Source organism: Silanimonas sp. (assembly GCF_027530345.1).
In the GTDB taxonomy this organism is placed as follows: domain Bacteria; phylum Pseudomonadota; class Gammaproteobacteria; order Xanthomonadales; family Xanthomonadaceae; genus Silanimonas.
The window spans coordinates 1-25,879 of sequence record NZ_JAPZQK010000045.1 but is presented as its reverse complement, the minus strand read 5'-3'; the positions used below and the strand labels follow the sequence as shown (position 1 = coordinate 25,879).

Below are 25,879 nucleotides of genomic sequence, written 5' to 3'. Positions count from 1 at the left end.
CCACTGCGACGAATACTCGGACTGGTGCTCCAGCACCATCCGAACCGAACGCTCACGCACCTCGGGTGCGTACCTCGCCAATCTGTTCATGCTCCAATCCTCTCAAGGTTCGGAGCCTCCGAGAAAGCCGGGGCGGTTCAGCACGCTCGATCACGACGCTTACAACAGCCCCCGGTACTCCTACCGGATGCTCTTCAAGCGAAAGCTCGTCAACCGACCAGGCCAAGCTGACCGCGTTGTGGAGTTCATCGACCCTGCGTCAGACCTCGCGAAGACCATCGACAAGGAGTACTGGGTAAAAAAGGAAGTGGAGCGCACGAAGTTCCGTGCCAAAGACGTTGTAGAGGCCGTCAACAAGGCCGGCTTCAAGAAGTTCAATGTTTACGGCGCCCATACGCGCATATGGCAAGCGGACGACGCCAAGAATCCTGCAAAGGGATACGGTGTTGACGTGCAGGGGGTCTGGTACTGGTATCAGAACTGGATTGATCGCTGCCTAGAGTTATGCGCCGCTGCCGGCGACGAGTACCGCTGACGACAGCCACCCCCGGCGCCCCCCGCCGGGCGAGGACAGCCCATAACGCCGAGGGCGCTGCCTAACGTGCAAAGAAGGTCTGGTGCGTGAACTCCCGCAGGGAGGCGGACGTGGCGCAGGTCGACTCCGACAAGCCGAAGACGGCAATGGCGAGGGCCAGCACCAGGTCATCGTGCCCCCCCTCGCGGGCATTGAACGTCGCGTTGCCTGCGACGCCCCAAGTCCTGAGTAGCGCGGTTGTCTGGAGTCGTCACTCTCAGGCGAACGACCGCAATGGGTCGAATGCACCCATTGTCAGCACCAGCGCGCCGATCAACTCCAGCTTGACTAGCTATCAGGGTTAACCGGTGCCTGCAGATGCGCCTCAGCCGACAGGAACGGCCGTTGCACCACGGGCCTAACACCGGTAACGTGGCGCGAAGGCGCCCGCCTTGCTTGCACACGAGCAGAAACCGGCATGGATACCCCTTGTAATCAGAACCATTCCTAGGCCTTTCGCCCGGGGCGTTAAACGTGTGCGCCGGTCCCGAGCGATAGAACCGAGGATTGGAACATGAACATTAAGGCGTTGGTCCACCAGCTCCACCAGGCGTTGGACACGAACTTCAATGTAAAGCTGCCGCGCTCGCATCTGTACGAAGGGTTGGCCGCCGCTTTCGGCCACACCACCTACGCATCACTCTGCACCGACTCGATGTTTGACGAGGGGCACTCGAAAGCCCCCATTGATGCCGCGGCGATCAAGAGCCGACTCACGGGCCTCGGCGCTGACCCCGGGGCCGCCAGCATTGCTGCAGAACAACTGGGCGCATTGGCCGCGTCGACCGGTCTCCGCGTCGTACACCTCCGGGATTTCATTAGGCGCCTCATGGGGGGGGCTCAGGCGGGCCCCAGTTGGGCCGACGAGGACCTACGTCTCGAGGACCTGAGCGAAATGCTTCGCGAAGGCCTCATCAGTGCCGCGGAGCGCGGCCACGGCATTGCTGCTTATGCGTTGGCCCGCCTGCTGAGCAGCGCGATGGACGACGACGAGGAACCCAGGAGCAGCTATTGGTACCAGCAAATGAAGGCTGGGCAAGCGCTGAAGCCGCATGAGCAGGCGTGTGCAACGGAGTACGCCGAGTGGCTTGAGGTTCGTAGCCGCTATGAGCGCTATTTGACGATGGCAGCCAAAGGGAGGGTTGCAGATGCGTGCATAGACGCCGCGCTCCTGTTCGATGACCCAGAGTGGCTTGCGGAGTGCGATCCTGAACTTCTCCTCGCCCCCATGACCGCACTTGAAGCACTCGATCACCATGGGCGCCACGACTTGGCATCTAAGGCGTGCCGACGCGCAGCGCTAGGCGGAGATCCGGAGGCCATCGAGTTGATGATTGCGGAGTACGACGCTGGCTCTGCGGTCCGAGCTTGGGGATGGATCTACTTCGCAGAGGCTCGCCACATCCAACTCGAGGGATTGGAGCCTCGCGCATACGCCGTTCACGAGAACGGCAGCATCTACGACGATGATATTGGCGGCCCCATGTACGCCGTGGAAGACGAGGGCCTGCGCCCTGATCCATTGGAACCTAGCGAAGACGCTCAAGCTAGGGAATTTGCTGCTCGGCTTGTGGAAGAGGCTCCGAATCTCCGCGAGTACGGTCGGACCTGAAGTCGGGGGCGGGGGCGACCACGCCCCAGGGTCCGGGCGACGCCCCAAAGTCTTGAGTAGCGCGGTTGTCTGGAGTCGTCACTCTCAGGCGAACGACCGCGATGGGTCGACTCTAGGCATCGCAGCGAGCTTGATGCACCAATTATGTTTGGCCTACGTAATTGATTCGGACTATGGACTCGTTGGCGGCCATCGCCTGATGGCTATTGGGTCATGGCGGAGCATTTTGTCCAAGCGACGGGCCGCTTGGCGTCGAAAGCCGACCCTATAGGCAACAGTCCGCGAGGGAGCGCTAAATCACAGCAAGAGGAGCTGCCGGTGATCTACGTAACGGCGCATAGAGCCAGCGTCTGGCCGGCTGGCACGAATTGGCGTTGGCCCCCGAAGCCTGTCAGGCCGGAAAAACTCTGGCGGAATTCCAGCAAAGTTTTTCCGTTCGGAAAAACTCTACTGGAATGCATACCCAGATTCGTCCCAGAGGAAAATGGCGCGCCTGGAGGGATTCGAACCCCCGACCAATGGCTTCGGAAGCCACTACTCTATCCGGCTGAGCTACAGGCGCGTGGTGTGCAGCGACTGCCGGGCGACCCACGGCAGGCGTGCAGTATAGCCGAGGCCGGCCCCGGCCGGCCGCCGGGCCTCAGGGCGCAGGGTTTCGAGCCGCGAGCAGGCGCTTCAGGAAGCCGTCGAGCGCCGGATCGCCGTCGATCCAGCGCGCCACCACCACGAGGTCGTGTTCGCGGTCGATCACCACCGCGTTCATGCCGTTGCCGACGAAGTAGACTGTGCTCTCGGGCATCGACGGCAGGGTTTTGCGCCCGGTGTTGAGGAACCAGTTGGCGTAGCCATAGGCGGGGCTCGCGGTGCCGGGCGTGCGCGAGCGCGCGATCCACGCCGGGTCGACGAGCTGCCGGTCGCCCCAGCGGCCGTCGCGAAGGTAGAGGAGGCCGAAGCGCGCGAGGTCCCAGCTGTCGATGAACAGTCCACCGCCCCAGTGGCCGCCCCCCGACACCGATTGCATCCGCTGGCCGTCGAGCGCGATCCACGAATTCCGGTAGCCCTCCCAACGCCAGCGCGAGGACGCACCGATCGGGTCCATGATCCGCTCGCGGAACACCACCGGCAGCGGCTCGCGGTGCACGTGCAGGGCAGCGAGCGCCAGCACGTTGATGCGCACGTCGTTGTATTCGTAGACCGCGCCCGGCGTGGCGCGCGGCGCATTCGGCCAGTCTTCGGGCGTGTCGCCCACCGGGCGGTCGGCCCAAACCGGCTTGCCCCACAGCGTGCCTTGCCAGTCGCTGGTCTGGCGCAGCAGCTGCTCCCAGGTGATCGGCGCGTTCTTCGGGTCGGTGAACAGATCGACCCCCGGCGGCATCGAGGCCGCCGCCGGCGCGTCGGGGTCGATGCGGCCGTCCTGCCACGCGAGGCCGACGACGGCGGACAGCGCGCTCTTGGTGATGCTGTGCGACATGTCGACGCGGCCCGGCTCGCCGAACTGCGCGAGCACGCGGCCACGATGGATCACCACGCCACTGACCGGCCCGCGCGGCGCCATCGGCCCGAGGATGCCGCCGAACCAAGGCTCGCGCTGGCCGAAGCTTCGAACCCACGCGGCGGTCTGGTCGCGCGGCGCGGGGTTCTCCTGCGTCTGCACCCACGCCACGGCCTCGGCGAGCTTCGCCGCATCGAAGCCGCACTCACTCGGCGGGCACTCGGCCCAAGCGCCGCGCGGCGGCACGTAGGCGGCATCGAGGGGCGGCGCTTCGGCGCGAACGTCGGACGGAAGCCACAGCGCGAGGCCGAGGGTCAGGGCAGAGAGCAATCGGAGCATCGAGGGTCTCGGGTTCGGAGCGCAGGACGCTTCAGCGTGCCAGCAACACGTCCGGCGCGGCGCGCATCGCGAGGAAAAGTTCGGCACGGCCGTCGCCATCCACGTCGAGCATCACGCTGTCGAACAGCGGGCCGCGGATCGTCGTCGGCCACAGGCTGGCGGGGGCCGCGGCGAAACGCCCCGTGCCGTCATTGAGCAGCGCACGCACCGGCGAGGGCTGCGGCGCACCGAACACCACGTCGGCGCTCAGCAGGTCGAGGTCGCCATCGCCGTCCAGGTCGTGCAGGTCGCCGTGGAAGCCATTTTGCGTGTCAGTGGGGAGGTGCGTGGCGGTGGCGTCGCTGAAGCGGCCGCGGCCATCGTTGAGCAGCAGGCGGTCCTGCGCGTCGGCCTGCGGGCGGCTGAAGCGGGTGTTGGCGAGGTAGACGTCGAGGTCACCATCGGCATCCACATCGCCCAGGCCCACCTTGCGCGTTTCGTCCGCCAGTGCGGGCCACTGCGCCACCGGCGCGAGCGCGAAGCGGCCGTTGCCGTCGTTGAGCAACAGGCGTGCGCCGTTCTCCTTGCCGAATACCAGGTCGGCGTCGCCATCGCCGTCGACGTCGCCGGCGATCACGTCCTGCGAGATGCCGTCGACAGGCGGCAGCGCATCGCGGTCATGCGTGAACCCCGCACGGCCGTCGTTGCGCAGCAGGCGGTCGCCGTCGGCATTGGCGGTGACCAGGTCGCGGTCGCCATCGGCATCGACGTCCACGGCGATGATCCCGTTGCCGACGGCTCCGGAAGCCGCGTCGAAGGCAGCGATGGTGAAGCGGCCGCGTCCATCGTTGAGCCAGAGCTCGGCGGCGCGGTCGTCCTCGCTGACGATGGCGAGATCGAGGTCGTCGTCGCCGTCGAGGTCGGCGAGTGCGGCCTCCTCGTGGTCGTGCGTGGTCTGCGGCACGCGCGTGGGGTCGACGCTGAAGCGGCCGCGGCCGTCGTTCAACAGCACCTGCACCGGGGCCCACTCCATCGCCACCACCAGGTCGGCATCGCCGTCGCCGTCGACATCGCCGGCCTTGGCGTCCATCGACAGGCCCGCAAGCAGGCCGGGCGGCAGCGCATCCGAGCGCGGGGTCCAAGGGGACGCAAGGGCGGAGACACTGGCGCCAAGCGCCAAGGTCACGAGAACGGCGGCACGGCGGTCGGCGAGGCGCATGGCGGTTTCCGACGAAACGATGCCCCAGTGTCGGCGCCGGACCGTGAGGTTCGCGCGCATCGCCCCGACCCTCCGGACTGTGATCGGCACCACGCTCCGCGGAGCCCGAGCGGGCCCCAACCGTGTGAACTGTCAAAACGTGTGTTCCACTGCCCGCCTCGCTGTCCGGAGCCCCCCCTATGGCCCGCACCTTCCGACCCGCCGCCGCCCTGCTGCCGGCCTTCGCCCTGTGGCTCGCGGCCGCCGCCAGCGCGAACCCTGCGTCCGCGCCTACTCGTCCGATCGCCGCCCTCGCGATCGAAGTCCGCGAGGCCGGCGCGGCACTGGATGCCGCGCTGGCCGCGAAGGACGACCCCGGCGCCCGCGCAGCGGCCTTGGAGCGCCTCGGCGCCCTGCGCGCACTGCTGGAAGTGAAGCCATCGCAGGCCGCTGCTCTGCTTCTCGACGATGCACGGGCCGACGCTGCACGCGCAGTGGTCGGCGACGCGGTCGAGGCCCGCATGACGGACGTCGAAGGCGAGCTCGCGGTCTACCACTTCGACGCTTTCGAACGCGGCCGCAGTTGGGACGAGCACGTGCTCACCGTCGACGGCAAGCGCTACGACCTTTTCGGCATGACGGTCCTTCGCGGACTGCCCAACAACCGCCGCGTTCGCATCGCCAATGCGGTGCGCATCGATGACGCCATCCTCGCGCTCGACGCCGTCGAAGTGCTGCCGCGCGCCCAGGCCAAGGCGCCGAACCTCTACGCCAGTGCGCGCATCGCCCTGCTGATGGTGAACTTCAGCGATGACACTCGCACGCCGTGGACAAAGGCGCAGATGGAATCGGCGATGGAGGACAACACGCGCTGGTACAACGAGGTGAGCCACGGCAAGCAAACGACCACGTTCCAAGTGTTCGGCTGGTACACCATGCCGAGCCCGAAGGCCGGTTGCCCCTACACCCGCATCCAGAACGAGGCCATCGCCGCGGCGACGGCCGCGGGTGTCGATCTCTCGGGCTACAACATCGTCGCCTTCGCCTTCCCGGGCATCGACTGCGCCTGGGTTGGCCTTGGGGGTGGCGGCAACTTCTGGCTCAACGGCGACAACGGCCTGTGGGTGGTCGCGCATGAAGTCGGGCATGTGTTGGGCATCGGCCACGCCGTGGGGTTCCGCTGCACCAACGGCCAGTACGCCGACACCACCGGCTGCGAGCGCAAGGAATATGGCAGCCCCTTCGACGTGATGGGGGTGGCCAGCTCGGGCCACTTCCATCCGGGGGCGAAGACCTACCTCGACTACATCGAGGAACGCACCGGCACGCAGGGCCTGCAGACCGTGACGCACAGCGGCGAGTACGACGTGTTCCCCTACGCCACCGCCGCCACGCAGGTGAAGGCGCTGGGCATCCCGCGCCTCGGCAGCGGCCGAATGTACGTGGAGTACCGCACCGCGTTCGGCTTCGACGCCTCTCTGGGCAGCCGAGTGGGCCCGCGCGTGCAGCTGACCACCGACACCAACACCCTCATCGACCTGACGCCGGCCACGCCCACCTGGGACGACGCCTCGCTGGGCGTGGGCGACACCTACGACGAAACCGGTACCGGCATCCGCGTGCAGCTGCTGTCGGCCGACGCGGCCAAGGCGCGCGTGCGCATCGACCTGGACCCCTGCGGCCGCACGCGACCGCTGGTGCAGGTGACCGACCTCACGCCGAACGCGATGGCCGGGCAAAGCAAGCGTCTGCGCATCGACGTGAGCAACGCTGACGACCCGGCGCAGTGCGCCGCGGCCACGCTTTTCCGTCTGCTTGTCGAACCGTTGGACGGAACCAGCCTGCCGGCCATGTCGTGGTCGCCCGCCGCCGAGGTGTCGGTGGCCCCGGGTGGCAGCGCCAGCACCGAACTGGTGTTCGCGCTGCCGGCCAATTTCACCGACGGCAGCCTGAGGTTCTACCTCGATGTCGCGAACGCGGCGCGCCCGCTGCTGAAGGCTCGCCCGTTCCAGATCTTCGCCGTGCCGACGTTGCGCCTCGAGCGCGTGTCGGGCGACAACCAGGGCGCCGACGGCGGCGTCACCTTCGCGCAACCGCTGCGCGTGCGTGCGCGCGATGCTGCCGGCGCCGTCCTCGCCAACCAGACGATCACCTTCACCGCGGCCCCGGGCACGGTGTCGGCCACGCTCGGCAATGGCGGCCAATGCACCACCGATGCGAACGGCGAATGCAGCATCACGGCGACGGCGCGCACCACGCCGGGCCGCTACCTTGTTCGCGCCACGGCGAGGGGCGCCTTCGGCGAGATCACGTTCCACCTCACCAACCATGGCACGTTGATCCCCGACACCACGCCGGACGCCTTCCAGCTTCCGGGGGGTTCATCACCGTCGTCGGGTACCGGCATCGGCTTTGGCGTGCCCGTGGTCTCCGGCGCCGCGCGGATCGGCGGCATCAACACGGCCACGCCGGTGAGCGTCGAGAGCGGCGAGTACTCGCTGGGCTGCGATGGCAGCTTCACCGCCACGGCCGGCACGCTGGTGAACGGCGCCGCGATCTGCGTGCGCCACACCAGCGCGAAGACCGGAAACACCAGCGTCACGACCACTCTGGTCGTTGGCACGCTGGCCGTACCCTTCACCTCGACCACGGCGTCCGGCGGCGCCAGCAACGACGGTGGCGACACGGTTCCCGACGCCTTCGCCTTCGCGGCGCAGGCCGGCGTGCCGCCTGCGAGCACGGTGACCTCGGCGCCGGTGGCGATCAGCGGCCTTACGGTTCCAGCACCGCTGAGCATCAGCGAGGGCACGCATTCGGTGGGCTGTACCGGCACCTATACCAGCGCGGCGGCCAGCATCACCAACGGGCAGACCGTGTGCCTGCGCCACACCAGTGCTTCGCGCGCCAGCGTTACCACGACGACCACGCTCAGCATTGGTGGCGTCAGCGCCGAGTTCAAATCCACCACGGCCGCCAGCCCGCGGCCGCAGACGGCCGACCAGTTCGACCTTTCGGGCGCGTGGTTCGAACCGGCCACCGCCGGCCAGGGCCTGATGGTGGAGATGTACACCAGCGCCGCACGCGGCGGCGCGGCGCCTTACCTGTTCGCCGGCTGGTTCACCTACACCGGCACCATCGGCGGCGTGGCGGAACACGACTGGTACGCGCTGGAAGGCACCGGCACGGTCGACGGCCGGGTGTTCCCACTCACGATCGGCAGGCCGAACGCCAATGTCTTCGACAACGGCGCGGCCGCCGGTCCGCCTGTCCAGCTCGGCACGGCGACGCTGACGTTCAGCTCCTGCACCGAGGCCGTGCTCGATTACCAGTTCAACGCGGCGGGCGGCTTGCGCAGCGGCCAGGTGGTGCTGCAGCGCCTGCTCTCGAACGTGTCCTGCGACGAGACCACGCCGGTGGCGAACGCCCCGCGCGGCTTCCTGAACTCGGGCGCGTGGTACGAGCCGGCGACGGCCGGCCAAGGCCTGCTGTTCGAACTGAACCCGACGGATCGCCAGCTGTTCGGCGCCTGGTACACCTTCGCGGCCAGCGGCCCGGCGGACTACCGCTGGTACACGCTGCAACTGGGCAACATCAATCCGGCGGCCACTCGCATCGACGCCGCGCCGATCTTCGAGACGACCGGCGGCCGCTTCGACCGTAGCGACCCGGTCAGCATCCGCCAGATCGGCGAGGCGACGATCGAGTTCACCGGCTGCACCACCGGCACGTTGAGTTACCGCTTCACCGTCGGCGAACTCGCCGGCCGCACCGGGGACATCCCGCTCAGCCGCGTCGGGCCAGCACCGGCCGAGTGTCGCTGACGGCCCTTCCCGCTGAAGTTGAAGACGACGAGGGCCTTGTCGCAGCCCTTCTGCTTCGAGAACGCCAGCACCTTGCTCAGGCGGTCGCTCGGCATGTGAACCATTCGAGGCCCAGTGGCCGGCGTGCAGGGCGGCGTCTTCCTTGCGCAGGTCGATCAGCGGGGCTAGAACCCGACCATCGGGTTTTCGCGCCAGATGATCGAGTCGCGCTCGAAGAATTCGAGGCCTTTATCCTGAGCCCGTCACGCAGCGCCAGCATTCAGGCGGACGGCGTCGCCGACCTGTAGTCGCTGAGAAACCAAACGGTGCAAATCGCGATGCCGCTCGCGACGAAGAATCCCTGGGCGCCCATGACCAGCGATGGAGCCATCAAGGCTGTAGCAATCAGCGTTGGGCCGACGAGCATTTCGACCATGGCGTGCAAGCGCATGGGGATGATCTTCATGAGGCCAAGCGGCATGTCGGTCAGGACGGTCATTGCCAAGTGAAAACCTGCGAGCAGGTAGGCCAGCACGGCGGGCGCGCCCGAGAATCCGAGTAGCGTCGGCGCAGAAGCAAAAGCGACGACCGTGGCGTAGTCGAGAGTGCTGTGGATCGAGGCGTTGAGAATCTTCATGAGTGTTGTTCCTTTATGGAGCGCTTGGTACAGAACTGGGCAAGGCTAAGCGCTCTCTAGCGCCCGACCCAGGCGTTCAGATTGGTCGGACGGCTTGGAGTGTCAACAAAAGCGCCTGTTTCGCTGCCCTGATCTCCTCCTCGGGCAGCCCGGCCTTTGCAAGCACCAGGATGCCCTGGATACCGGCGACGGCATGCAATGCGAGCGCGGACACGACGCTATCCGGCAGGACACGTCCGTCGCTATCGGCGAGGGTAAGCGCCTTAGCGAAGTTAAGCCGCAGGAGACGCACGCCCCGATGAAGGCGGTCGCGCACGGTTTCGTCTTGCGGGCCCATTTCGAGGGCCGTGTTGCCAATCAGGCAGCCGCGCCAACCGACCGCCCTTCCTTCTTGATCGCGTGCTACGGCCAAGATCGCGTCGAACAACCTGGTAACCGCTTCGTCCCGATGCTTCACGCCCTCAAGCGCTTCGGCAAGGACGTGATCGACCGCGCTGATGTAGCGGTCGAGGACGGTGAGGAACACCGAATGCTTGGAGGCGAAAGCGTTGTAGAAGCTCGCCTTGCCAAGCCCCATCGCGTCCAAGAGTTCAGGCATGTGCGTTCCTTCGTAGCCCTGCCTCCAGAACAGGGGCAGCGCACTGGCAATGACGGCATCGGGGTCGAACAACTTGGGGCGCATGGAGAGATATTAGACCATCTGCTCCAATACATCAATCGGAAGCACTTGCTGCGGGACCGCCGGGCAGGCAGCCCAGGCAAAGGGTGGATCTGGCAACCAACCTCCGCTACGCGGAGGCCGAATTCGTCCGCTATCGGCCGAGGCTGTGTGAAAGCCCCCTCTCCGCTGGCAAGATCTCAGCGCCAGTCGATTGGTGCTGTGCATGAAGCGATTCGTCGATGTTGGCTGCGTCCCAGATTCGTCCCAAATCTGTCCCAGAGGGGATTGGCGCGCTTGGAGGGATCCGAACCCCCGACCAATGGCTTCGGAAGCCTTGAAAGTTCAACGATGGCAATAGGTTGCAGTATGCCTCCGTCGATGCAACACGCGCTCTGGAGCCTCCGAAGCGGAGGGCAATCCTCGGAGCCAGTGCCCTTTGAACTCTATTCACACCCTTCGGAGAGCCGTACGCCGGCCCATCAAGGTGAGTAATGGCGGCGTTCCCGATCGCAGGGTTGATGTTATGAATTCGACTTCTTCGTTGACATTGATATCGACTTCAACGCGGCGGGCGGCTTGCGCAGCGGCCAGGTGGTGCTGCAGCGCCTGCTCTCGAACGTGTCCTGCGACGAGACCACGCCGGTGGCGAACGCCCCGCGCGGCTTCCTGAACTCGGGCGCCTGGTACGAGCCGGCGACCGCCGGCCAAGGCTTGCTGTTCGAGCTGAACCCGGTGGATCGCCAGCTGTTCGGCGCCTGGTACACGTTCGCGGCCAGCGGCCCGGCGGACTACCGCTGGTACACGCTGCAACTGGGCAACATCAATCCGGCGGCGACGCGTCTCGCGGCGGTTCCGGTGTTCGAGACCACGGGCGGGCGCTTCGACCGCAACGAAGCCACCAGCATCCGCCAGGTGGGTGAAGCGACGATCGAATTCACCGGCTGCACGACGGGCACGCTGAGCTACCGGTTCACCGTCGGCGAACTCGCCGGACGCACCGGCGACATCCCGCTCAGCCGCGTCGGGCCCGCGCCCAGCGAGTGCCGGTGATCGAAGGGATCAGCGCTGGGACACCTGCGCGGCAAGTTCCGTGAAGCGCTCCGCATACCAGCGGGTGAAGACGGCGGCGGGCATCGCATCCCCCCACCAGTGGCCTTGCCCGGCATCGCAACCCAGGGCCTTCAGGCGCTCGGCCTCGCCAGCGCTTTCGATGCCTTCGGCAACCGTTCGGATACCGAGGCTGCCGGCGAGCTGCGCGATCGCGCGGACGATGGCCTCGCCCTGCGGACCGTCGGCGAGGCCGCGCACGAAGCGCTGGTCGATCTTCAGCGCCTGCACGTCGAAGCGCTGCAGGTAGCCCAGGTTGGAATAGCCGGTACCGAAATCGTCGATCGACAGGCCGACGCCGATGGCGCGCAAACGGGTGATGCGGTTGCGCAGGGGTTCGGCATCACCGACGAGGCTGGATTCGGTGAGTTCAAGGAGCAATTGCTTGGCCGGCAGCGCGTTGGCCGCAAGCACGCGCTGCACCACGACGTCGAGCTCGCCCTGCGCGAGCTGCACCGGCGAGACGTTCACCGAGACCACCAGGGGGGGCAGGCCGCGCGCCTCCCAGCGACGAGCCTGCGCAGCCGCTTCTTCCAGCGCCCAGTTTCCGAGGGGATGGATGAGGCCGCTACGCTCGGCCAAGGGAATGAAGGCCCCCGGCGCAACCAGCCCGCGCTCCGGATGACGCCAGCGCACCAGCGCCTCGACGGCGCCGACGCGGCCGCTGGCGAGGTGCACGATGGGTTGGTAGTGCAGCTCGAGTTCGCCGCGATCGATGCCGGCGCGCAACTCGGAGACGAGCCGCAGGTGCTCCCCGACATCGAGGTCCACTTCCGCGTCGGCGAAGCGGAAGGCGTTGCGGCCGTCGGCCTTGGCGCGTGCCATCGCCGCCTCGGCGCGGTTGAGCAGGGTCTCGAAGGTGTCGCCGTCGTAGGGGAACCGCGCGATGCCGATCGAGCTGCCGCAGGCGATGCACAAGCCGTCGCGCTCGAAGGGCTCGGCGAGGCCGTCGAGCAGCCGCTGCGCGAACACGGCCAGCGCCTCGGCATCGGCCAGCTCGGTGCTCACCACCACGAACTCGTCGGCGCCAAGGCGGCCGAGGGTGTCGGTCTCGGCGGCCAGCACGCGCAGGCGCTCGGCCATGCGCTGCAGCACGGCATCGCCGACGCCATGGCCCAGCGAATCGTTGACGCGACGGAAGTCGTCGAGGTCGATCACCAGCATTGCCAGCGGCGTGCCGTCGCGGCGGGAGCGCGCCAGGGCCTGGGCGAACCGGTCCTGCACGAGCAATCGGTTCGGCAAGCCGGTGAGGGCGTCGTGCTGGACGAGGAAGGCGAGGCGCACGGCGCTGTCCTTGGCCCGGCTGCTCTCCGATTCCGCACGCGCCACCGCGGCCTGCAGGTCGCGGGCCATGGTGCGGCCGATCACGGCGACGACCACGAGGATCAGGGCACGGTTGACGAAGCTCCATGGCCCGACCGGTGGCACCTTCGGCTGGTACCAGCCGCTGATCTCGCCCCAGGCCAGCAGGCCAAGGGACAGCACCATGGCACCACCCAGCGCCACCAGCCGCCGCGGGCTGAGCGCCATCGCCGCCAGCACCAGGATGCAGGGATAGGCCAGCACCACGAGGTCGCGGATGCCACCGCGCATCCAGATCATCGCCGTGGCGACGAAGGTCATCACCCACAGCACCATCATCAGGGACTGCTCGACGCGGCCCCGCTGCTGCATCCACAGCGCCACGCCGAGCAGCGCGATGCCGGCCACCAGCGGCGCCTGCACACGCGCCTCGAGCAGCGTCAGGTTGATGACCGCGAACACGCCCAGCGCCGCCATCAGCAGCAGGATCAACTGCCGCACGCGCCGCGACTGCAGCGCGAGCAGCGAATCGCGCACGGCGCCAGCGTGGGTGGAACGGTGGATCACGCCGCGGGCTTGTAGAGAGCCGCGTGGACGCAGGAGAGGATGCTGACGAGGCCCCAGCCGAACGGCGCCATCCCGAGGGTGAAGATGAAGGTCAGAACGGCCATGGCACAGGCCGAGGCGAACCAGACCAGCGCCCAGAAAATGCGCCCTTGCACCAGCTGTCCGAGGCCGGGGATGAAGAAGCTGCAGACGGCGGCGATGACGTTGCCGGTGCTGCCGCGGCCAGCGGTGTTGGATTCGCTCATTGGGGGGCTCCTCGGGGGTGGTCCAGCGCGCAGGGTGCGGCCCTTCGCCGCGCCGTGCAAGCACGCCGGGTCCCGTCGCGAGACGGTGCGGCGCACCATCGACGCGGACCTTCGATCAGGCTGGCGCCTGGCAAGGGAAGCGAACGTCGACCCGGCAACCCGCCCCGGCGGCGGTTTCGATGTGGATTTCGCCGCCCAGCGTGCGCTCCACCAGCGTGCGCACGATGCTCAAGCCCAGGCCGGTACCGCCGCGCATCCGCGCCGTCGTATAGAAGGGCTCGAAAGCCTTCCGAAGTACGTCGGGCGGCATGCCGGCGCCGGCGTCGGTGACGCGAAGCCAAGCCATGCCGCCGTCCTGCCCGGCTTCCAGTTCGATCCGGGCGTCGGCCGGCGGCGTCTCGCCATAGCCATGGAGGCAGGCATTCACCACAAGATTGGTGACGACCTGCGCGAGGCTGCCGGCATAGCTGTCGCACTCCACTGCTGGCACCTCGGCCAAGTGCGCCTGAACGCCGCGCCGGCGCAGCATCGGCGTCAGCGTGGTGAGGACATCGGACAGCGTCTTGCCGAGCTCGAAACGGCTGCGCACATCGTGGGTCTGGTCGGCGGCGGTGCGCTTGAAGCTCTCCACCAGCCCGGCGGCGCGCACCGCGTTGCGCTGGGCCATGTCGAGGCCGTCGGCGATCTCGGCGAGGCCGGCTTCGAACTTCGATCGCGTCAGCGTTCCGCTGGACTGCGCCTCGCGCAGCTGCGCCAGCAATCCGGCGCAGTGGCTCACCGCGGTGACGATGACGCCCACCGGGGTGTTGATCTCGTGCGCGACCCCGGCCACAAGCTGGCCGAGGGCGGCCATCTTCTCGCGCTCGACGAGGTGGCTGCGGGCCTTCTCGAGGTAGTCGAGCGCGGCGCGCAGCTCGGCGGTGCGCTCGGCGACGCGTTCCTCCAGCGAGGCGTTCAGTGCTTCCAGCCGCTGCTGGTAGTCGCGACGCTCGGCCGCCGTCAGCACGCGACCGAAGAGGTCGGAAAGGCTGCCGAGGAACCCCACCTCGTCGTCCGTCCACGCACGTGGAGCACCCCGGTGCTCGGCGCACAGGATGCCGACCATGCGGCCGTGCTGGCGCACCGGGCAGTCGAGCATCGAATGGATGCCCAGCACGTCGAGGTAGCCGTGCGCGAACTCGGCGGTGTCGGGGTGGGTCGGCGCGTCGTCGGCGACGATCGCGCGTTCGCGGCCTAGCGCCTCGAAGTAGCACGGGAACTGCGTGGCCGTGAGTTCGATCTCGGGGCCTTCGCGGTGGCCACCATCGGCGAGATCGCACAGGTGCAGGCAGCGGATCGACTGGCCGTCGCCGGCACGCATCCAGACGCCGCAGCGGTCGATGCCGAGACCCTCGAGGGCGGCGGCGGTGATGGCGCGCGCGCTTTGGGCCACGTCGCCATCGTCGATGTACGTGGCCTCGCTGAGCGCCAGCAGCAGGCCGTCCCGCGCGTTCCTCATTTGGCCAGGGCGCGGGCCTTCGCCCGGACGGACAAGAGGGCTTCGAAGTTCGCCAGCGCCCGTTCGACCAGCGTGGGGTCGAGGGCCTTGCCGGCTGCGGCAGCCAACGCGGCGCGCAGGGCGTCGGGCGTCAGGCCCTCGCGGTCCGGCTGCGGCAGCAGGTGGGCGTCGAAAAAGTTGGCGATGGCCAGCACGCGGCTTTCGAGGCCGATGGCCTCGCCCTGCAAGCCCTTCGGAAAGCCCTGCCCGTCCCAGCGCTCGTGGTGCTCGCGCGCCAGCTGCGCGGCCAGGCGGCCTTCGACGGTGGCAAGGCGGTCCAGCAGGCCCGATCCGACCTGCGGGTGCTCGAGCACCGCCTGGCGACCCTCGCCGTCCAGGGATTCGTACTGCAGCAAGGCGTTTCGGACACCTTGCGGCAGGCGCATCAGGCCGACGTCGCGGAGCACGGCGGCGTGCCGGACGGCCTCGACCCGCGTGGCCGGCAGGCCCGCCAGCCGGCCGAGCTCGGCCGCCACTTCCGCCGAGGCCATGGCGTGCGGGAAGTATTCCGCCAGCGATTCATCCACCACGCGCGACAGCAGCTCGACCATGCCGTGGAAGGCGCCTTCGACGTCGACGATGTCGCGGAAGCTGCGGATGGCGCTGTGCGCGACCGTGCGCAGCTTCTGCGCGGAAAGCTCGGTCTTCTCGCGGTAATCGTTGATGTCGTAGTCGCGGATGACGCGGTCTTCGGGCAGATGGCCCGGCTGGCCGGTGCGCACGACGAGGCGGGTGCGGTGGTTGCCCTGCTGCTCGCGCACCGCGCTGATCACGCGCAGGCCGGCGCTGGGCTCTTCCATCACCATGTCGATGAGGCCGAGCGCGATGTCGGGGTGGGTGGCGAAGAGCGCGATGCCCTCCTCGGCGCTCGAGGCTTCGAGCAGGTCGAGCGGGCGGCCATCGACCTTCAGCTGGCCGAGCGCGAGGCGGGTGATGGCGCGGACCGATTCGTCGTCGTCGACGACGGCGACTTTCCAAGGCGTGACGGGGGCGGCGTCCGGGGCATCGTCCGGACCTTCCGCCGCGAACTGCAGCTCGTCGTGCATGGACATGGCGCACTCCCGACCGTGGGATCCCGAGGATGCCATGGCCTCAGGACAATGGAATGAGGAGCCTGCGAATTCCCGTCACGCCGCGGCACGCCCCCGGCTGGGGCCGGGCCGACGCCCGGCGGCGGCTCAAGCGGCCCGGCCGTCCCGCTTCAGGTGCACCAGCAGCAGGGAGATCGCGGCCGGCGTGATGCCGGGGATGCGCTGGGCCTGGCCGATGGTCTCCGGCCTCACGGCGCTGAGCTTGGCCACCACCTCGGCAGACAGGCCGCTGATGCCCCGGTACTCGAAGCCGGTCGGGATGGCGGTGGTTTCGTGGCGGCGCTGGCGCTCGATGTCCTCGCGCTGGCGGTCGAGGTAGCCGGCGTACTTGGCGGTGATCTGCACCTGCTCGGCCACCTTGGCATCACCCACGCCGGGGCCGAGGCCGTCGACGGCCACGAGGGCGGCGTAGTCGAGCTCGGGGCGCTTGAGCAGGTCGAGGGCGTGGGTCTCGCGGGAGATCGGCTGGCCGGTGGCCGCCTCGAAGGCGCGGCCGAGCGCATTGTTCGGCGCCGCCCACAGCCCCCGGAGACGGGAGGTCTCCGATTCGATGGCGGCGCGCTTGGCTTCGAAGGCTGCCCAACGCGCGTCGTCGACAAGGCCGAAGTCGCGGCCGGCGGGCGTCAGGCGCAAGTCGGCGTTGTCCTCGCGCAGCTGCAGGCGGTACTCGGCGCGCGAGGTGAACATGCGGTACGGCTCGGTGGTGCCGTGGGTGATCAGGTCATCGACCAGCACGCCGAGGTAGGCCTCGTCGCGGCGCGGTGTCCACGCGTCCTTCTGCTGCGTGAAGCGCGCGGCGTTGAGACCAGCCAGAAGGCCCTGTGCCGCGGCTTCTTCATAGCCGGTGGTGCCGTTGATCTGACCGGCGAAGAACAGGCCGCGGATGACCTTGGTCTCCAACGAGGCCTTGAGCCCGCGCGGATCGAAGTAGTCGTACTCGATGGCGTAGCCCGGCCGGGTGATGTGTGCGCTCTCGAAGCCCTTGATCGAGCGAACGAGGGCGAGCTGCACGTCGAAGGGCAGCGAGGTCGAGATGCCGTTCGGGTAGATCTCGAAGGTGTCGAGGCCTTCCGGCTCGATGAAGATCTGGTGCGAAGCCTTGTCGGCGAAGCGCGTGACCTTGTCTTCGATGCTGGGGCAGTAGCGCGGGCCGACGCCCTCGATCACGCCGGTGTACATCGGCGAGCGGTCGAGGCCGCCGCGGATGGCCTCGTGCGTGGCTTCGTTGGTGTGGGTGATCCAGCAACTGACCTGCCGCGGATGCACGGAAGGGTCGTTGTCGAAGCTGAAGGTCGGGATCGGCGTGTCGCCCGGCTGCTCTTCGAGACCGGAGAAATCGATGCTGCGCGCGTCGATGCGGGGCGGCGTGCCGGTCTTGAGCCGACCGACGCCGAGGCTGGCCTCGCGCAGGCGCATCGCCAGCGCGCTGGACGGCGGATCACCCGCGCGGCCGCCGGCGTAGTTCGCCAGCCCGATATGGATCTGTCCGGCGAGGAAGGTGCCCGCGGTCAGCACGACAGCCGGCGCATGGAACTCAAGGCCCATCTGCGTGCGCACGCCGGTGACAGTCTCGCCCGCGAACAGCAGGTCATCGACCGCTTGCTGGAACACCGACAGATTGGGCTGCGTTTCCACCATGCGGCGGACGGCCGCCTTGTAGAGCACGCGATCGGCCTGCGCGCGGGTGGCGCGCACGGCGGGGCCCTTGCTGGCATTGAGCGTGCGCCACTGGATGCCGGCGCGGTCGGCCGCGCGCGCCATGGCGCCGCCCAGCGCGTCGATCTCCTTGACCAGGTGCCCCTTGCCGATGCCGCCGATGGCCGGGTTGCAGCTCATCTGGCCGATGGTTTCGATGTTGTGCGTGAGCAGCAGCGTGCGCGCACCGGCACGGGCGGCCGCCAGCGCGGCTTCGGTGCCGGCGTGGCCGCCACCGACGACGATGACGTCGAAGACGTGGAAAGGCGTGCTCATGGCGAGAACCGCGGGATCGCGGCAGGCAGGGCTTCAGGAGCCGGCATTGTGCCCCGCCGGGGCTGAATCGGCCCGTCGACGCGCCGCCGGGCGGACCGACGTCCCCAGCAGGGTCAGGGGCAAGCCGACGACCGCCGCCGTGGCCAGCAGGTCGTGGGTCGTGTGGTAGCCCTGGGCCGCCATGAGCGCGTGATAGGCCAGCGTCACCGCCAACGCCCACGGCCATCGGGCCGGATGCCAGACGAGCAGGGTCGCCCACGCCGCCAGATGGACCGCGCCGTGCGTGCTGAAGTCAAGGCCGAACAGCGAAAACACGCCCAAGGCCCGATCCAGATAGGCCAGCCCATAGGCCACCGACAGGCAGAGCACCAACGTGATCGGCAGTCCGAAGGCCTCGCGGCGGCGACCCGCCCGCCACGCCGCGACCACCAGACCGAACAGCAGGACGCCGAGCGCCGGGTTCACGGCATCGGCGAACGGATCGATCGCAGGCCAGGTCGGCGCCGGGCTCACGCCTGCACGACCAGGTTGCGGCCGGCCGCCTTGGCGGCGTACATCGCCCTGTCGGCGGCACGGAGCATGTCGGCGAGGTCCGCATCGTCCCGCCTAGTGCTGACACCGAAGCTGACCGTGCACCGACCGACGCCCAGAAACTCCACTGACGCCACCCGTTCACGCAGCACATCAGCCACGTGCAAGGCCTGGGCTTCATTGGTGTCCGGCAACAGCAAAACGAACTCCTCTCCACCCAGACGTGCACAGGCGTCGGAAGCACGAAGGCGCGACCGCAGGATGCCGGCGATGCCAACCAGCACAGCATCGCCCGCCGCATGGCCGTGCGCGTCGTTGATACGCTTGAAATGGTCGATGTCGAGAAGCGCAACCGAGAACGGCGATCCCTGCCGGCGAGCTCGCGCGATCGCCGGGGCCGCGAACTCCGCGAGCCCGCGGCGATTCAGCAAGCCGGTCAGGGCATCGGTGTGCGCTTGCGCCTCGATTTCGCCTAAGGCTTGCCCGACACTGTCTCGGAGGATGCCGTAATTCTTGGTCATGACGAACACCACATAACCAAGAATCGTCATCGCGTGCACGCTGCCAGCGTCCATAAAACTGGGCATCGGCGCGTTCGTCAGGGTGAACAACCAACGCCCAGCCATCCACAGGGCAAAGCCGCCGAAAGCCAGCTGGACAAGCCGCAGACGCGGACCCGCGGGTGAACGGTGAAGCGCGACAGCGATTGCACAAAGGGTGAAACCGACACAGCCAGTGAATGCCAGGACGCGGATCCGGACATCAGGATCGACGTAGGTGAACCACGCCGTCACCGGCAACAGCAGCAGGAACAGGAAGTAGGGCCGTGACCACCAAGGCCAATCCCCCCCAGCGTAGCGGCGCAGCCCTTCAGCGTTAAGCAGTAATCCCCCTAAAGAGAAGACGTTCGCCACAACGGTAGTCAACCAGTCCGGCGCGTAGTCGCGGGTGGCAACCAGCAGCATCCCGATGGCCAGAAACAGATCAGCGACGGCAAACCACGCGACGCCGGAAAACCGTGGGTACCGTCGTCCGAAACTCGCCATGCCGATGGCGGAAAGCGTCGCAATGACGGCCACCATCACAAGCAACGTCCGGACATCGAGGAACTGGGTCATCGACAGCTCCAGGGCGAGCGTTCAATGGACAGCAGCTTGCTGCCTCTCCGCCATGCCATGCAAGCGCTGGGGCTGAGGCGAAGTAGGCATTCACGTCCCTCGCGGCTTCGCCCGGTGCGTGGCGGTGGCCGTCCACGGGTCGTCGGGCCACGGGTGCCGCGGGTAGCGGCCCTTCATGTCTTTCTTCACGTCCGGGTAGGCGTTGTTCCAGAAGCTCTTGAGGTCCTGCGTGATCGCCAACGGTGCGCCGCCCGGCGAGAGCAGGTGCAGGGTGAGCGACACGCGGCCATCGGCAATCCGCGGGGTGTCGGCAAGGCCGAACAGTTCCTGCAGCTTGCAGGCCAGCACGGGGCGCTCGCCGTGGGCGTAGGTGATCGGCCGCTCCATGCCCGAGGGCACGGTGATGCGGCGCGGGGCCAGCGCGTCCAGCTTCGACTTCAGCGACCAGTCGAGGCGCGACTTCAGCGCTTCACCCAGTTCTTCTTCGGAAAGCGCATCGAGCCGCGTCTTGCCGTTGAAGGCGGGCTTCAGCCAGTCGTCGAGTGACGCCAGCAGGGCCTCGTCGCTGGCTTCGGGCCAGCCCAGCTCCGGCATCCAATCCCTCAGGCAACGCAGGCGCTCAAGCCACTGCTTCAAGCCTTCCGTCCACGGCAGGGCCTCGAGGCCGAGCTCGCGCACGGCATCGGTGAGGGCCTGCGCGGCGCGGGCCGGATCGGGGCGGCCCGCCGGCTTGCTCTCCAGCACGATGCGTTCGTAACGCCGCTCGCGGCGGGCGACGAGGGCGCGGGCGTTGGCGTCCCAGCGCACGGTGTCTTCCTCGACGAAGCGTTCGGGGAATTCGCGCTGCAGTCGCGCTTCGTCGACCGGTGCGCCGCGCAGGATCAAGCCATCGCGCGCCTCGAAACGCAGCTCGTTGGCGACGATCCACGGCTCGCCGTAGAGCGCCGAATCGTCGAACACGCGCGCACTGCGGCCATTGCTCAAGGCGTAGCGGCGCGGGTCGGTCGGGTGCTGCACACCGATGCGGTCGGGAAAGGCATGCAGCAGCAGGTCGCCGAGGAGATGGTTCGGCGCATCCTTCGGCGGCGCGGCCTCGCAGCGCAGGCGACGGCGCCACTGCTTGGCCTGCTGGTCGATCGCGGCCAGCCCCGAGCGCGAGGCATCAAACGGCGCGCGCCCGGCGCGAAAGGCGGCCAGCGCCTGCCAGCGCGCAGCGACGTCGTCGCGGCGCGGACCTTTCAGCGGGTCGCGGGCTTCGATCAGCGCGGCCAAGTCGCAGGCCAGTGCGGTCTCGCTGGCATCGCCCGGTGCCAGCAACATCGCGGCGAGGCGCGGGTGAGTGCCCAGGGCCAGCACGCGCTTGCCGAACGCGGTGATGCCGCCGCTGGCATCGAGCGCACCGAGGCCCTTGAGCAAGTCGACGCCGGCTGCCAACGCGCCGCGCGGCGGCGCATCGACGAAGCGCAGGTCGGCTTCGCCCCAGGACGCAAGCTCCAGCGCGAGGCCGGAGAGTTCGACCTGCGCGATCTCGGCGCGGCGATTGGGTTCGAGGCGCTGCGATTCCGGCCAGAGTCGATAACACCAGCCCTCGGCCACGCGGCCGGCGCGGCCGGCGCGCTGGTCGGCGCTGGCTTGCGAGATGGCGACCGTGTCGAGCCGCGAGAAGCCGGAATTCGGCTCGAAGCGCGGCTCGCGGGCAAGGCCGGTGTCGATCACCACGCGCACGCCGGGCAGCGTGACGCTCGATTCGGCCACGTTGGTCGCCAGCACCACGCGGCGCTTGCCCTCCGGGTCAGGATTCAGGGCGGCGGACTGCGCCTCCACCGGCAGCTCGCCGTGCAGCGGCAGCAGGCGAACGTCGGCGGGCAGCACCGGCTCCAGCGCCCGCATCGCGTCGGCGATCTCGCGCTGGCCCGGCACGAACACCAGCAGGTCGCCGGGGTGCTGGGCCAGCGCGTGCTCGACGCAGCGGCGCAGCTGCGCGCTCGCCGGTTCGTCGCGGCGCGCGGGGAAGTGCGCCACCGTCACCGGGTAGGCGCGACCGTCCGCGGTGAGGCGCGGCGCGTCGAGGAAGCGCGCCAGCCGCTCGCCGTCGAGCGTCGCGGACATCACCACGATCCGCAGGTCGGGCCGCAGCTGGGCCTGCACGTCGAGCGCCAAGGCGAGCCCAAGGTCGGCAGCAAGATGGCGCTCATGGAACTCGTCGAACAGGATCGCGGCGATGCCCTCCAGCGTCGGGTCGTCCTGGACCAAACGCGTGAGGATGCCCTCCGTCACCACCTCCACCTGCGTGGCCGCCGAGACCTTCGCCTCGAAGCGGATGCGGTAGCCGACGGTGCGGCCGACCTCTTCGCCCAACTGCTTGGCCATGAAGCCGGCCGCGGCACGCGCGGCGACGCGGCGCGGTTCCAGCATCAGGATCTTGCCGCCTTCGCGCCACGGGGCATCCAGCAGGGCCAGCGGCACCTGCGTGGTCTTGCCCGCACCAGGTGGCGCTTCGAGGACGAGGCGCGGATGAGCGTCGAGCGCGGCGCGCAGCTCGGGCAGCAGGGGCGAAATGGGGAAAATCACGGCGCGCAGGGTACCCGAGCCCGTGCGCGCCGCCGCACTTCGCGTCATCGGCGCCGCATTCGCCACGACGCTGTCATGCGCCACGCCTACGGTGCCGGGCCCTGATCCCCCGAGCTCCGCCATGCGCGCCGCTGTCCGACTCACCCTTCCCGCGCTGTTTGCCCTGGGCTTGGCCGCCTGCGGGAGCGAGGCCCCGTCGTCGCCCGCGGCCCCGGCCACGGCGCCCGCTCCGGTGACGGCCGCGCCCGCCACCGCCCCGCTCGACACCGCCGCGCTGCGCGAACGCGCCGCGGCCTCGTTGGCCGCCAACCGCCTCTATGCCCCGGCCGGCGACAACGCCGTCGAGGACTACCTCGCCCTGCGCGAACGCCAGCCCGGCGAGGCGGCCGTGGACACGGCCCTCTCCGACCTCGCGCCCTACGTGATCATCGGCGCGGAGCAGGCCACCGCCGCCGAAGCCTTCCCGGAAGCGACGCGACTGATCGAGCTGCTCTCCCGCATGGACGCCGAAGCCCCGGCCGTGCCGCGCCTGCGTGAGGCCTTGGCCGCCGCGCAGGCCACCGCGGAGGCTCGCGCCGCCGAGGAGCAGGCGAACGCAGAGCGCCTCGCCGCCGAGGCCCAGCGCAACGCCGAAAGCGCGCAGGCCCGCGCCAACACCCTCACGACACCCGCCGCCGCGGCACCGCCCACGCCAACGCCGGCCTCCGTGCCTGCGCCGCTTGCCCCGTCACGGCCGACCGCCGCAGCGCCGGCGAACCCGCCCGCCACCCGCACCGCCGTCGCCGCGAACCCGGCGCCGACGCCGGTGGCACCGCGCCCCGCCGCACCGGCGCCGCGCACCCTGGTCAACCGCGTGTCGCCCCGCTTTCCCGAAGCCGCCGTCCGCCGTCGCCTCGAAGGCGAGGTGGAAGTGGCCCTCCGCATCCGCGCCGACGGCGGCGTCGAGGCCGTCGAGGTGGTGCGCGCCGACCCGCCAGGGGTGTTCGACCGCGAAGCCGTGCTCGCCGTGCGCCGCTGGCGCTATGCCCCGGCCGACGCGCCCAGCGAGGCCCGAGTGGTGCTGCAGTTCAAGCGGCCCTGACAGCACGGGGCGACGGTCGGCGGCACAACGCCGGCTGAAGCGGCCCAACGCCACCTGAAGCGAACCGTCAAACCTCGCCTCCCTTGTGCGCTGGTGCACATCCGCGCCTTGACCGCGCGCGCGCCGGCCCCGACCCTGCGCGCCCTCGTCGAATCCCGCCGGAGCCCGCCATGCGGCCGTCGTCCCCGTTCCGCGTCGCCCGCACACCGATGCGCCCGCTCGCCCTCGCGATGCTGGCGGCCCTGGCCGTGGCCTGCTCGTCGGGCGAGCCCGGGGCCGCCCCCGAGGGTGCCCCGGCACCCGCCGTGATCGCGCCGGCCGAGCCTGCGGCGGTGGCGATGGCGACCGACGACCTCGCGTCGAAGGCCCAGCAGGCCGTGGCCGACAACCGCATCTACGCCCCCGAGGGCGACAACGCGATCGAGTTCTACCTGGCCCAACGCGAGCGGGAGCCTACGGGGGAAGCCAGCGCGGAGGCCGCCCTGATCGAACTGCAGCCCTACGCGATGATGGCCGCCGAGCAGGCCATCGCCGGCGCGGACTTCCCGGAGGCCGAGCGCCTGATCGCGCTGATGGTGCGCATCGATGCGACCGCTCCGTCCCTGGCTCGCTTGCGTGAGGACCTCGACGCCGCCCGCAACGCCCAGGCCGCGGCCCTCGCAGCAGCAGCCGAAGCCGCCGCCGAAGCCGCCGCCGAAGCCGCCGCCACGCCGACCCCGACCACGACCCCGCCGCCGGCGACCAGACCGGCGCCGGCACCGCGCCCGTCCGCAGAACCGCCGTCGCGCGCACCGGCCACTGCCGTTCGCACCCCCTCTCCGGCACCGGCACGCCCGGCCACCCCTGCCCGGCCCGCCCCGGCCGCCGGGCCCCTGGTGCCGGTGAGCACACCCTTCCCGCCCTTCCCGAGCGAGGCCATCGCCCGCGGCCGGTCGATGGGCAGCGTCCCGGTGCGCTTCACGGTGCGCGCCAACGGCCGAGTGGCCGATGTCCGGGTGGTCGAGGCCCGGCCGGAAGGCCTGTTCGAGCGCACCGTCATCGACACCCTGGGCGAATGGCGCTTCGAGCCCGGCGCCGGCGACCGCACCGAGACACGGACCTTCAACTTCCGTAACTGAGCCTCGGCGGCCTCTCCGGACCACCAGCGTATTGACGCGGTGCAATGTAAAAACCGGTCGGCGACCGTGCCAGACGTCACGCTTTGGTGTTGACAGAAAGCTAACGAACGCCGGAGTCTGGCCCTTCTCCTTCTCCTTCTCCGGCTGGAATTCCCATCGTGTCCGCTCCGTCGATCCGCAAGCCCTCCGCCGCGCTGGCCACCGCCCTCGCGCTCGCCCTTGGCCTGTCGGCCTGTTCGCCGGCGTCCGAGGAGCCTGCACCGGCGGCTCCGACCGCCGCGCCAGCGGCCGCACCCGCGGAAACCGTGGACCAGGCCGCTCAGGCCGCCGAGGCTGCCGAGGCCACGGCAAGCGCACTGGCCAACCTCACCGATGTGGAACTGCGCGAGAAGGGCAACACCGCCCTGCGCGAGCAGCGCCTCTATGCCCCCGCCGGCGACAACGCGATGGAGTACTACCTCGCCCTGCGCCAGAAGTCGGCCAAGCCGGACGTCTCGGCCGAGTCGGCCCTGATCGACCTGATGCCCTACGCGCTGATCGCCTCCGAGCAGGCCATCAACGAGTCCGACTTCACGGAAGCCGAACGTCTGCTCGAGCTGATGGGCCGCACCGATCCGGAAGCGCCCTCGCTGAACCGCATCCGTGACGCCATCGCCGGCGGCCGCACCGCCGCCGCGGACCGCGAGCGCCAGGACGCGGAGCGCGCCGAGCGCCAGCGCGTGGCGGCCGAGCAGCGGGCCCGCGAGGAAGCCACCGCCGCGGCGACCGCCGCCGCCGCGCCGGCTCCGGCTCCGGCCGAGCCCACCCCGGCCCCGGCCCAGCCCGCCCCGGCTCCGGCCCAGCCGGCACCCGCCCCGGTGGCGGCCGCGCCCGCCCCGGCACCGGCTGCGCCTGCCCGCACGGGTGGCGCGCCGCGCGCCATCAGCACGCCGCAGCCGCCCTACCCGCGCGAAGCGGCCCGCACCCGCGCCGCGGGCACGGTCACCGTGCAGTACACGATCGGCGCCGACGGCCGCGTCACCAATGTTCAAGTCGTTCGCGCCCGGCCGCGTGGCCTGTTCGATCGCAGCGTGGTGCAGACGGTCTCGACCTGGCGCTTCGAGGCCACCGGCGAGATCACGACGCAGACCCGCACCTTCGATTTCCGCATGTAATCGAAGCGCGGCCATCGCACCACGAAAAAGCCCGGCTCTCGCCGGGCTTTTTCTTGGCGCTGTTCGCGTTGATTGTGGTTGATTCGCTCACGCCATGGCCAACCTGAGCAGCGCTGCGGCTCCTGCGCCCGTTTGGGCGTTCCGCTCCAAGGCGCGGAACCAGCCCAGATAGTTCGGCAGATAGGACGTCGCCA

Annotated in this window: 19 protein-coding genes and 1 tRNA gene; 7 read left to right on the top strand and 13 right to left on the bottom strand. The window is 69.3% G+C overall.

What is annotated here, in order from left to right; all coding sequences use genetic code 11:
* Positions 1 to 535, top strand: a 535-nt coding sequence (locus O9255_RS14365; RefSeq protein ID WP_297867557.1) for a hypothetical protein, incomplete at its 5' end; no start/stop codon positions are given.
* 553 nt (positions 536 to 1,088) lie between these two features.
* Positions 1,089 to 2,186 carry a hypothetical protein gene (locus O9255_RS14360; protein WP_297867556.1) on the top strand — a complete coding sequence of 366 codons (1,098 nt, stop codon included), beginning with the start codon at positions 1,089 to 1,091 and terminating at the stop codon, positions 2,184 to 2,186.
* A 485-nt stretch (positions 2,187 to 2,671) separates the two neighbouring features.
* On the opposite strand, the gene O9255_RS14355 is transcribed toward O9255_RS14360, so the two are convergent.
* The 3 genes from O9255_RS14355 to O9255_RS14345 form a co-directional block, all read right to left on the bottom strand.
* Positions 2,672 to 2,748 (bottom strand) — tRNA-Arg (locus O9255_RS14355).
* A 78-nt stretch (positions 2,749 to 2,826) separates the two neighbouring features.
* Positions 2,827 to 4,017: a serine hydrolase gene (locus O9255_RS14350; protein WP_297867555.1), complete on the bottom strand. Its 1,191-nt coding sequence runs from the start codon at positions 4,015 to 4,017 to the stop codon at positions 2,827 to 2,829.
* A gap of 31 nt (positions 4,018 to 4,048) precedes the next feature.
* Positions 4,049 to 5,215, bottom strand: a complete 1,167-nt coding sequence (locus tag O9255_RS14345) for an FG-GAP-like repeat-containing protein (RefSeq protein WP_297867554.1) — start codon at positions 5,213 to 5,215, stop codon at positions 4,049 to 4,051.
* A gap of 179 nt (positions 5,216 to 5,394) precedes the next feature.
* Between O9255_RS14345 and O9255_RS14340 the strand changes: the two genes are divergently transcribed.
* Positions 5,395 to 9,015 (top strand): hypothetical protein, encoded by a 3,621-nt coding sequence (locus O9255_RS14340; RefSeq protein WP_297867553.1) that lies wholly within the window; start codon positions 5,395 to 5,397, stop codon positions 9,013 to 9,015.
* A 259-nt stretch (positions 9,016 to 9,274) separates the two neighbouring features.
* Here O9255_RS14340 and O9255_RS14335 read toward each other — a convergent pair whose 3' ends face one another.
* Positions 9,275 to 9,631, bottom strand: a complete 357-nt coding sequence (locus O9255_RS14335) for a hypothetical protein (protein ID WP_297867552.1) — start codon at positions 9,629 to 9,631, stop codon at positions 9,275 to 9,277.
* A gap of 76 nt (positions 9,632 to 9,707) precedes the next feature.
* Positions 9,708 to 10,313 (bottom strand): TetR/AcrR family transcriptional regulator, encoded by a 606-nt coding sequence (locus tag O9255_RS14330; protein ID WP_297867551.1) that lies wholly within the window; start codon positions 10,311 to 10,313, stop codon positions 9,708 to 9,710.
* Positions 10,314 to 10,868: 555 nt separating this feature from the next.
* Between O9255_RS14330 and O9255_RS14325 the strand changes: the two genes are divergently transcribed.
* Positions 10,869 to 11,342, top strand: coding sequence for a hypothetical protein (locus O9255_RS14325; protein ID WP_297867550.1), 474 nt, complete (start codon positions 10,869 to 10,871; stop codon positions 11,340 to 11,342).
* A 9-nt stretch (positions 11,343 to 11,351) separates the two neighbouring features.
* On the opposite strand, the gene O9255_RS14320 is transcribed toward O9255_RS14325, so the two are convergent.
* The 8 genes from O9255_RS14320 to hrpB all read right to left on the bottom strand — a co-directional run bounded on the left by O9255_RS14320 (position 11,352) and on the right by hrpB (position 22,380).
* A complete protein-coding gene (locus O9255_RS14320; protein WP_297867549.1) occupies positions 11,352 to 13,238 on the bottom strand; it encodes an EAL domain-containing protein in 1,887 nt (628 codons plus the stop codon).
* 26 nt (positions 13,239 to 13,264) lie between these two features.
* A complete protein-coding gene (locus O9255_RS14315) occupies positions 13,265 to 13,513 on the bottom strand; it encodes a hypothetical protein (RefSeq protein WP_297867548.1) in 249 nt (82 codons plus the stop codon).
* Between the two features lie 115 nt (positions 13,514 to 13,628).
* Positions 13,629 to 15,011 carry a GAF domain-containing sensor histidine kinase gene (locus O9255_RS14310; protein ID WP_297867547.1) on the bottom strand — a complete coding sequence of 461 codons (1,383 nt, stop codon included), beginning with the start codon at positions 15,009 to 15,011 and terminating at the stop codon, positions 13,629 to 13,631.
* Entirely contained in the window at positions 15,008 to 16,102 is a 1,095-nt protein-coding gene (locus tag O9255_RS14305) for an HD domain-containing phosphohydrolase (RefSeq protein WP_297867546.1), read from the bottom strand. Before O9255_RS14305 ends, O9255_RS14310 begins: the two co-directional genes overlap by 4 nt.
* A 126-nt stretch (positions 16,103 to 16,228) precedes the next feature.
* Positions 16,229 to 18,112 carry a tRNA uridine-5-carboxymethylaminomethyl(34) synthesis enzyme MnmG gene (gene mnmG / locus O9255_RS14300; protein WP_297867545.1) on the bottom strand — a complete coding sequence of 628 codons (1,884 nt, stop codon included), beginning with the start codon at positions 18,110 to 18,112 and terminating at the stop codon, positions 16,229 to 16,231.
* 33 nt (positions 18,113 to 18,145) lie between these two features.
* On the bottom strand, positions 18,146 to 18,625 hold the full coding sequence (locus O9255_RS14295; protein ID WP_297867544.1) for a hypothetical protein: 480 nt from the start codon (positions 18,623 to 18,625) through the stop codon (positions 18,146 to 18,148).
* Positions 18,622 to 19,761: a GGDEF domain-containing protein gene (locus O9255_RS14290; protein ID WP_297867543.1), complete on the bottom strand. Its 1,140-nt coding sequence runs from the start codon at positions 19,759 to 19,761 to the stop codon at positions 18,622 to 18,624. The genes O9255_RS14295 and O9255_RS14290 overlap by 4 nt, the downstream gene beginning before the upstream one ends.
* A gap of 90 nt (positions 19,762 to 19,851) precedes the next feature.
* The gene (gene hrpB / locus O9255_RS14285) at positions 19,852 to 22,380 is read right to left on the bottom strand and encodes an ATP-dependent helicase HrpB (protein WP_297867542.1); all 2,529 of its coding nucleotides are present in this window, start codon (positions 22,378 to 22,380) and stop codon (positions 19,852 to 19,854) included.
* A 73-nt stretch (positions 22,381 to 22,453) separates the two neighbouring features.
* Here hrpB and O9255_RS14280 point away from each other — a divergent pair, with 73 nt between their 5' ends.
* From O9255_RS14280 to O9255_RS14270, 3 genes are all read left to right on the top strand, one after another.
* The gene (locus O9255_RS14280; protein ID WP_297867541.1) at positions 22,454 to 23,413 is read left to right on the top strand and encodes an energy transducer TonB; all 960 of its coding nucleotides are present in this window, start codon (positions 22,454 to 22,456) and stop codon (positions 23,411 to 23,413) included.
* Positions 23,414 to 23,583: 170 nt separating this feature from the next.
* A complete protein-coding gene (locus O9255_RS14275; RefSeq protein ID WP_297867540.1) occupies positions 23,584 to 24,531 on the top strand; it encodes an energy transducer TonB in 948 nt (315 codons plus the stop codon).
* A 158-nt stretch (positions 24,532 to 24,689) separates the two neighbouring features.
* Positions 24,690 to 25,685 (top strand): TonB family protein, encoded by a 996-nt coding sequence (locus tag O9255_RS14270; protein WP_297867539.1) that lies wholly within the window; start codon positions 24,690 to 24,692, stop codon positions 25,683 to 25,685.
* Positions 25,686 to 25,879 lie beyond the last annotated feature (194 nt).

Coding starts and splice junctions, on each gene's coding strand:
- O9255_RS14360 (WP_297867556.1), top strand. CDS start 1,089: ATGAACATTAAGGCGTTGGTCCACCAGCTCCACCAGGCGTTGGACACG.
- O9255_RS14350 (WP_297867555.1), bottom strand. CDS start 4,017: ATGCTCCGATTGCTCTCTGCCCTGACCCTCGGCCTCGCGCTGTGGCTT.
- hrpB (WP_297867542.1), bottom strand. CDS start 22,380: ATGACGCGAAGTGCGGCGGCGCGCACGGGCTCGGGTACCCTGCGCGCC.
- O9255_RS14315 (WP_297867548.1), bottom strand. CDS start 13,513: ATGAGCGAATCCAACACCGCTGGCCGCGGCAGCACCGGCAACGTCATC.
- O9255_RS14345 (WP_297867554.1), bottom strand. CDS start 5,215: ATGCGCCTCGCCGACCGCCGTGCCGCCGTTCTCGTGACCTTGGCGCTT.
- O9255_RS14330 (WP_297867551.1), bottom strand. CDS start 10,313: ATGCGCCCCAAGTTGTTCGACCCCGATGCCGTCATTGCCAGTGCGCTG.
- O9255_RS14335 (WP_297867552.1), bottom strand. CDS start 9,631: ATGAAGATTCTCAACGCCTCGATCCACAGCACTCTCGACTACGCCACG.
- O9255_RS14290 (WP_297867543.1), bottom strand. CDS start 19,761: ATGACCCAGTTCCTCGATGTCCGGACGTTGCTTGTGATGGTGGCCGTC.
- O9255_RS14280 (WP_297867541.1), top strand. CDS start 22,454: ATGCGCGCCGCTGTCCGACTCACCCTTCCCGCGCTGTTTGCCCTGGGC.
- O9255_RS14340 (WP_297867553.1), top strand. CDS start 5,395: ATGGCCCGCACCTTCCGACCCGCCGCCGCCCTGCTGCCGGCCTTCGCC.
- mnmG (WP_297867545.1), bottom strand. CDS start 18,112: ATGAGCACGCCTTTCCACGTCTTCGACGTCATCGTCGTCGGTGGCGGC.
- O9255_RS14305 (WP_297867546.1), bottom strand. CDS start 16,102: ATGTCCATGCACGACGAGCTGCAGTTCGCGGCGGAAGGTCCGGACGAT.
- O9255_RS14310 (WP_297867547.1), bottom strand. CDS start 15,011: ATGAGGAACGCGCGGGACGGCCTGCTGCTGGCGCTCAGCGAGGCCACG.
- O9255_RS14275 (WP_297867540.1), top strand. CDS start 23,584: ATGCGGCCGTCGTCCCCGTTCCGCGTCGCCCGCACACCGATGCGCCCG.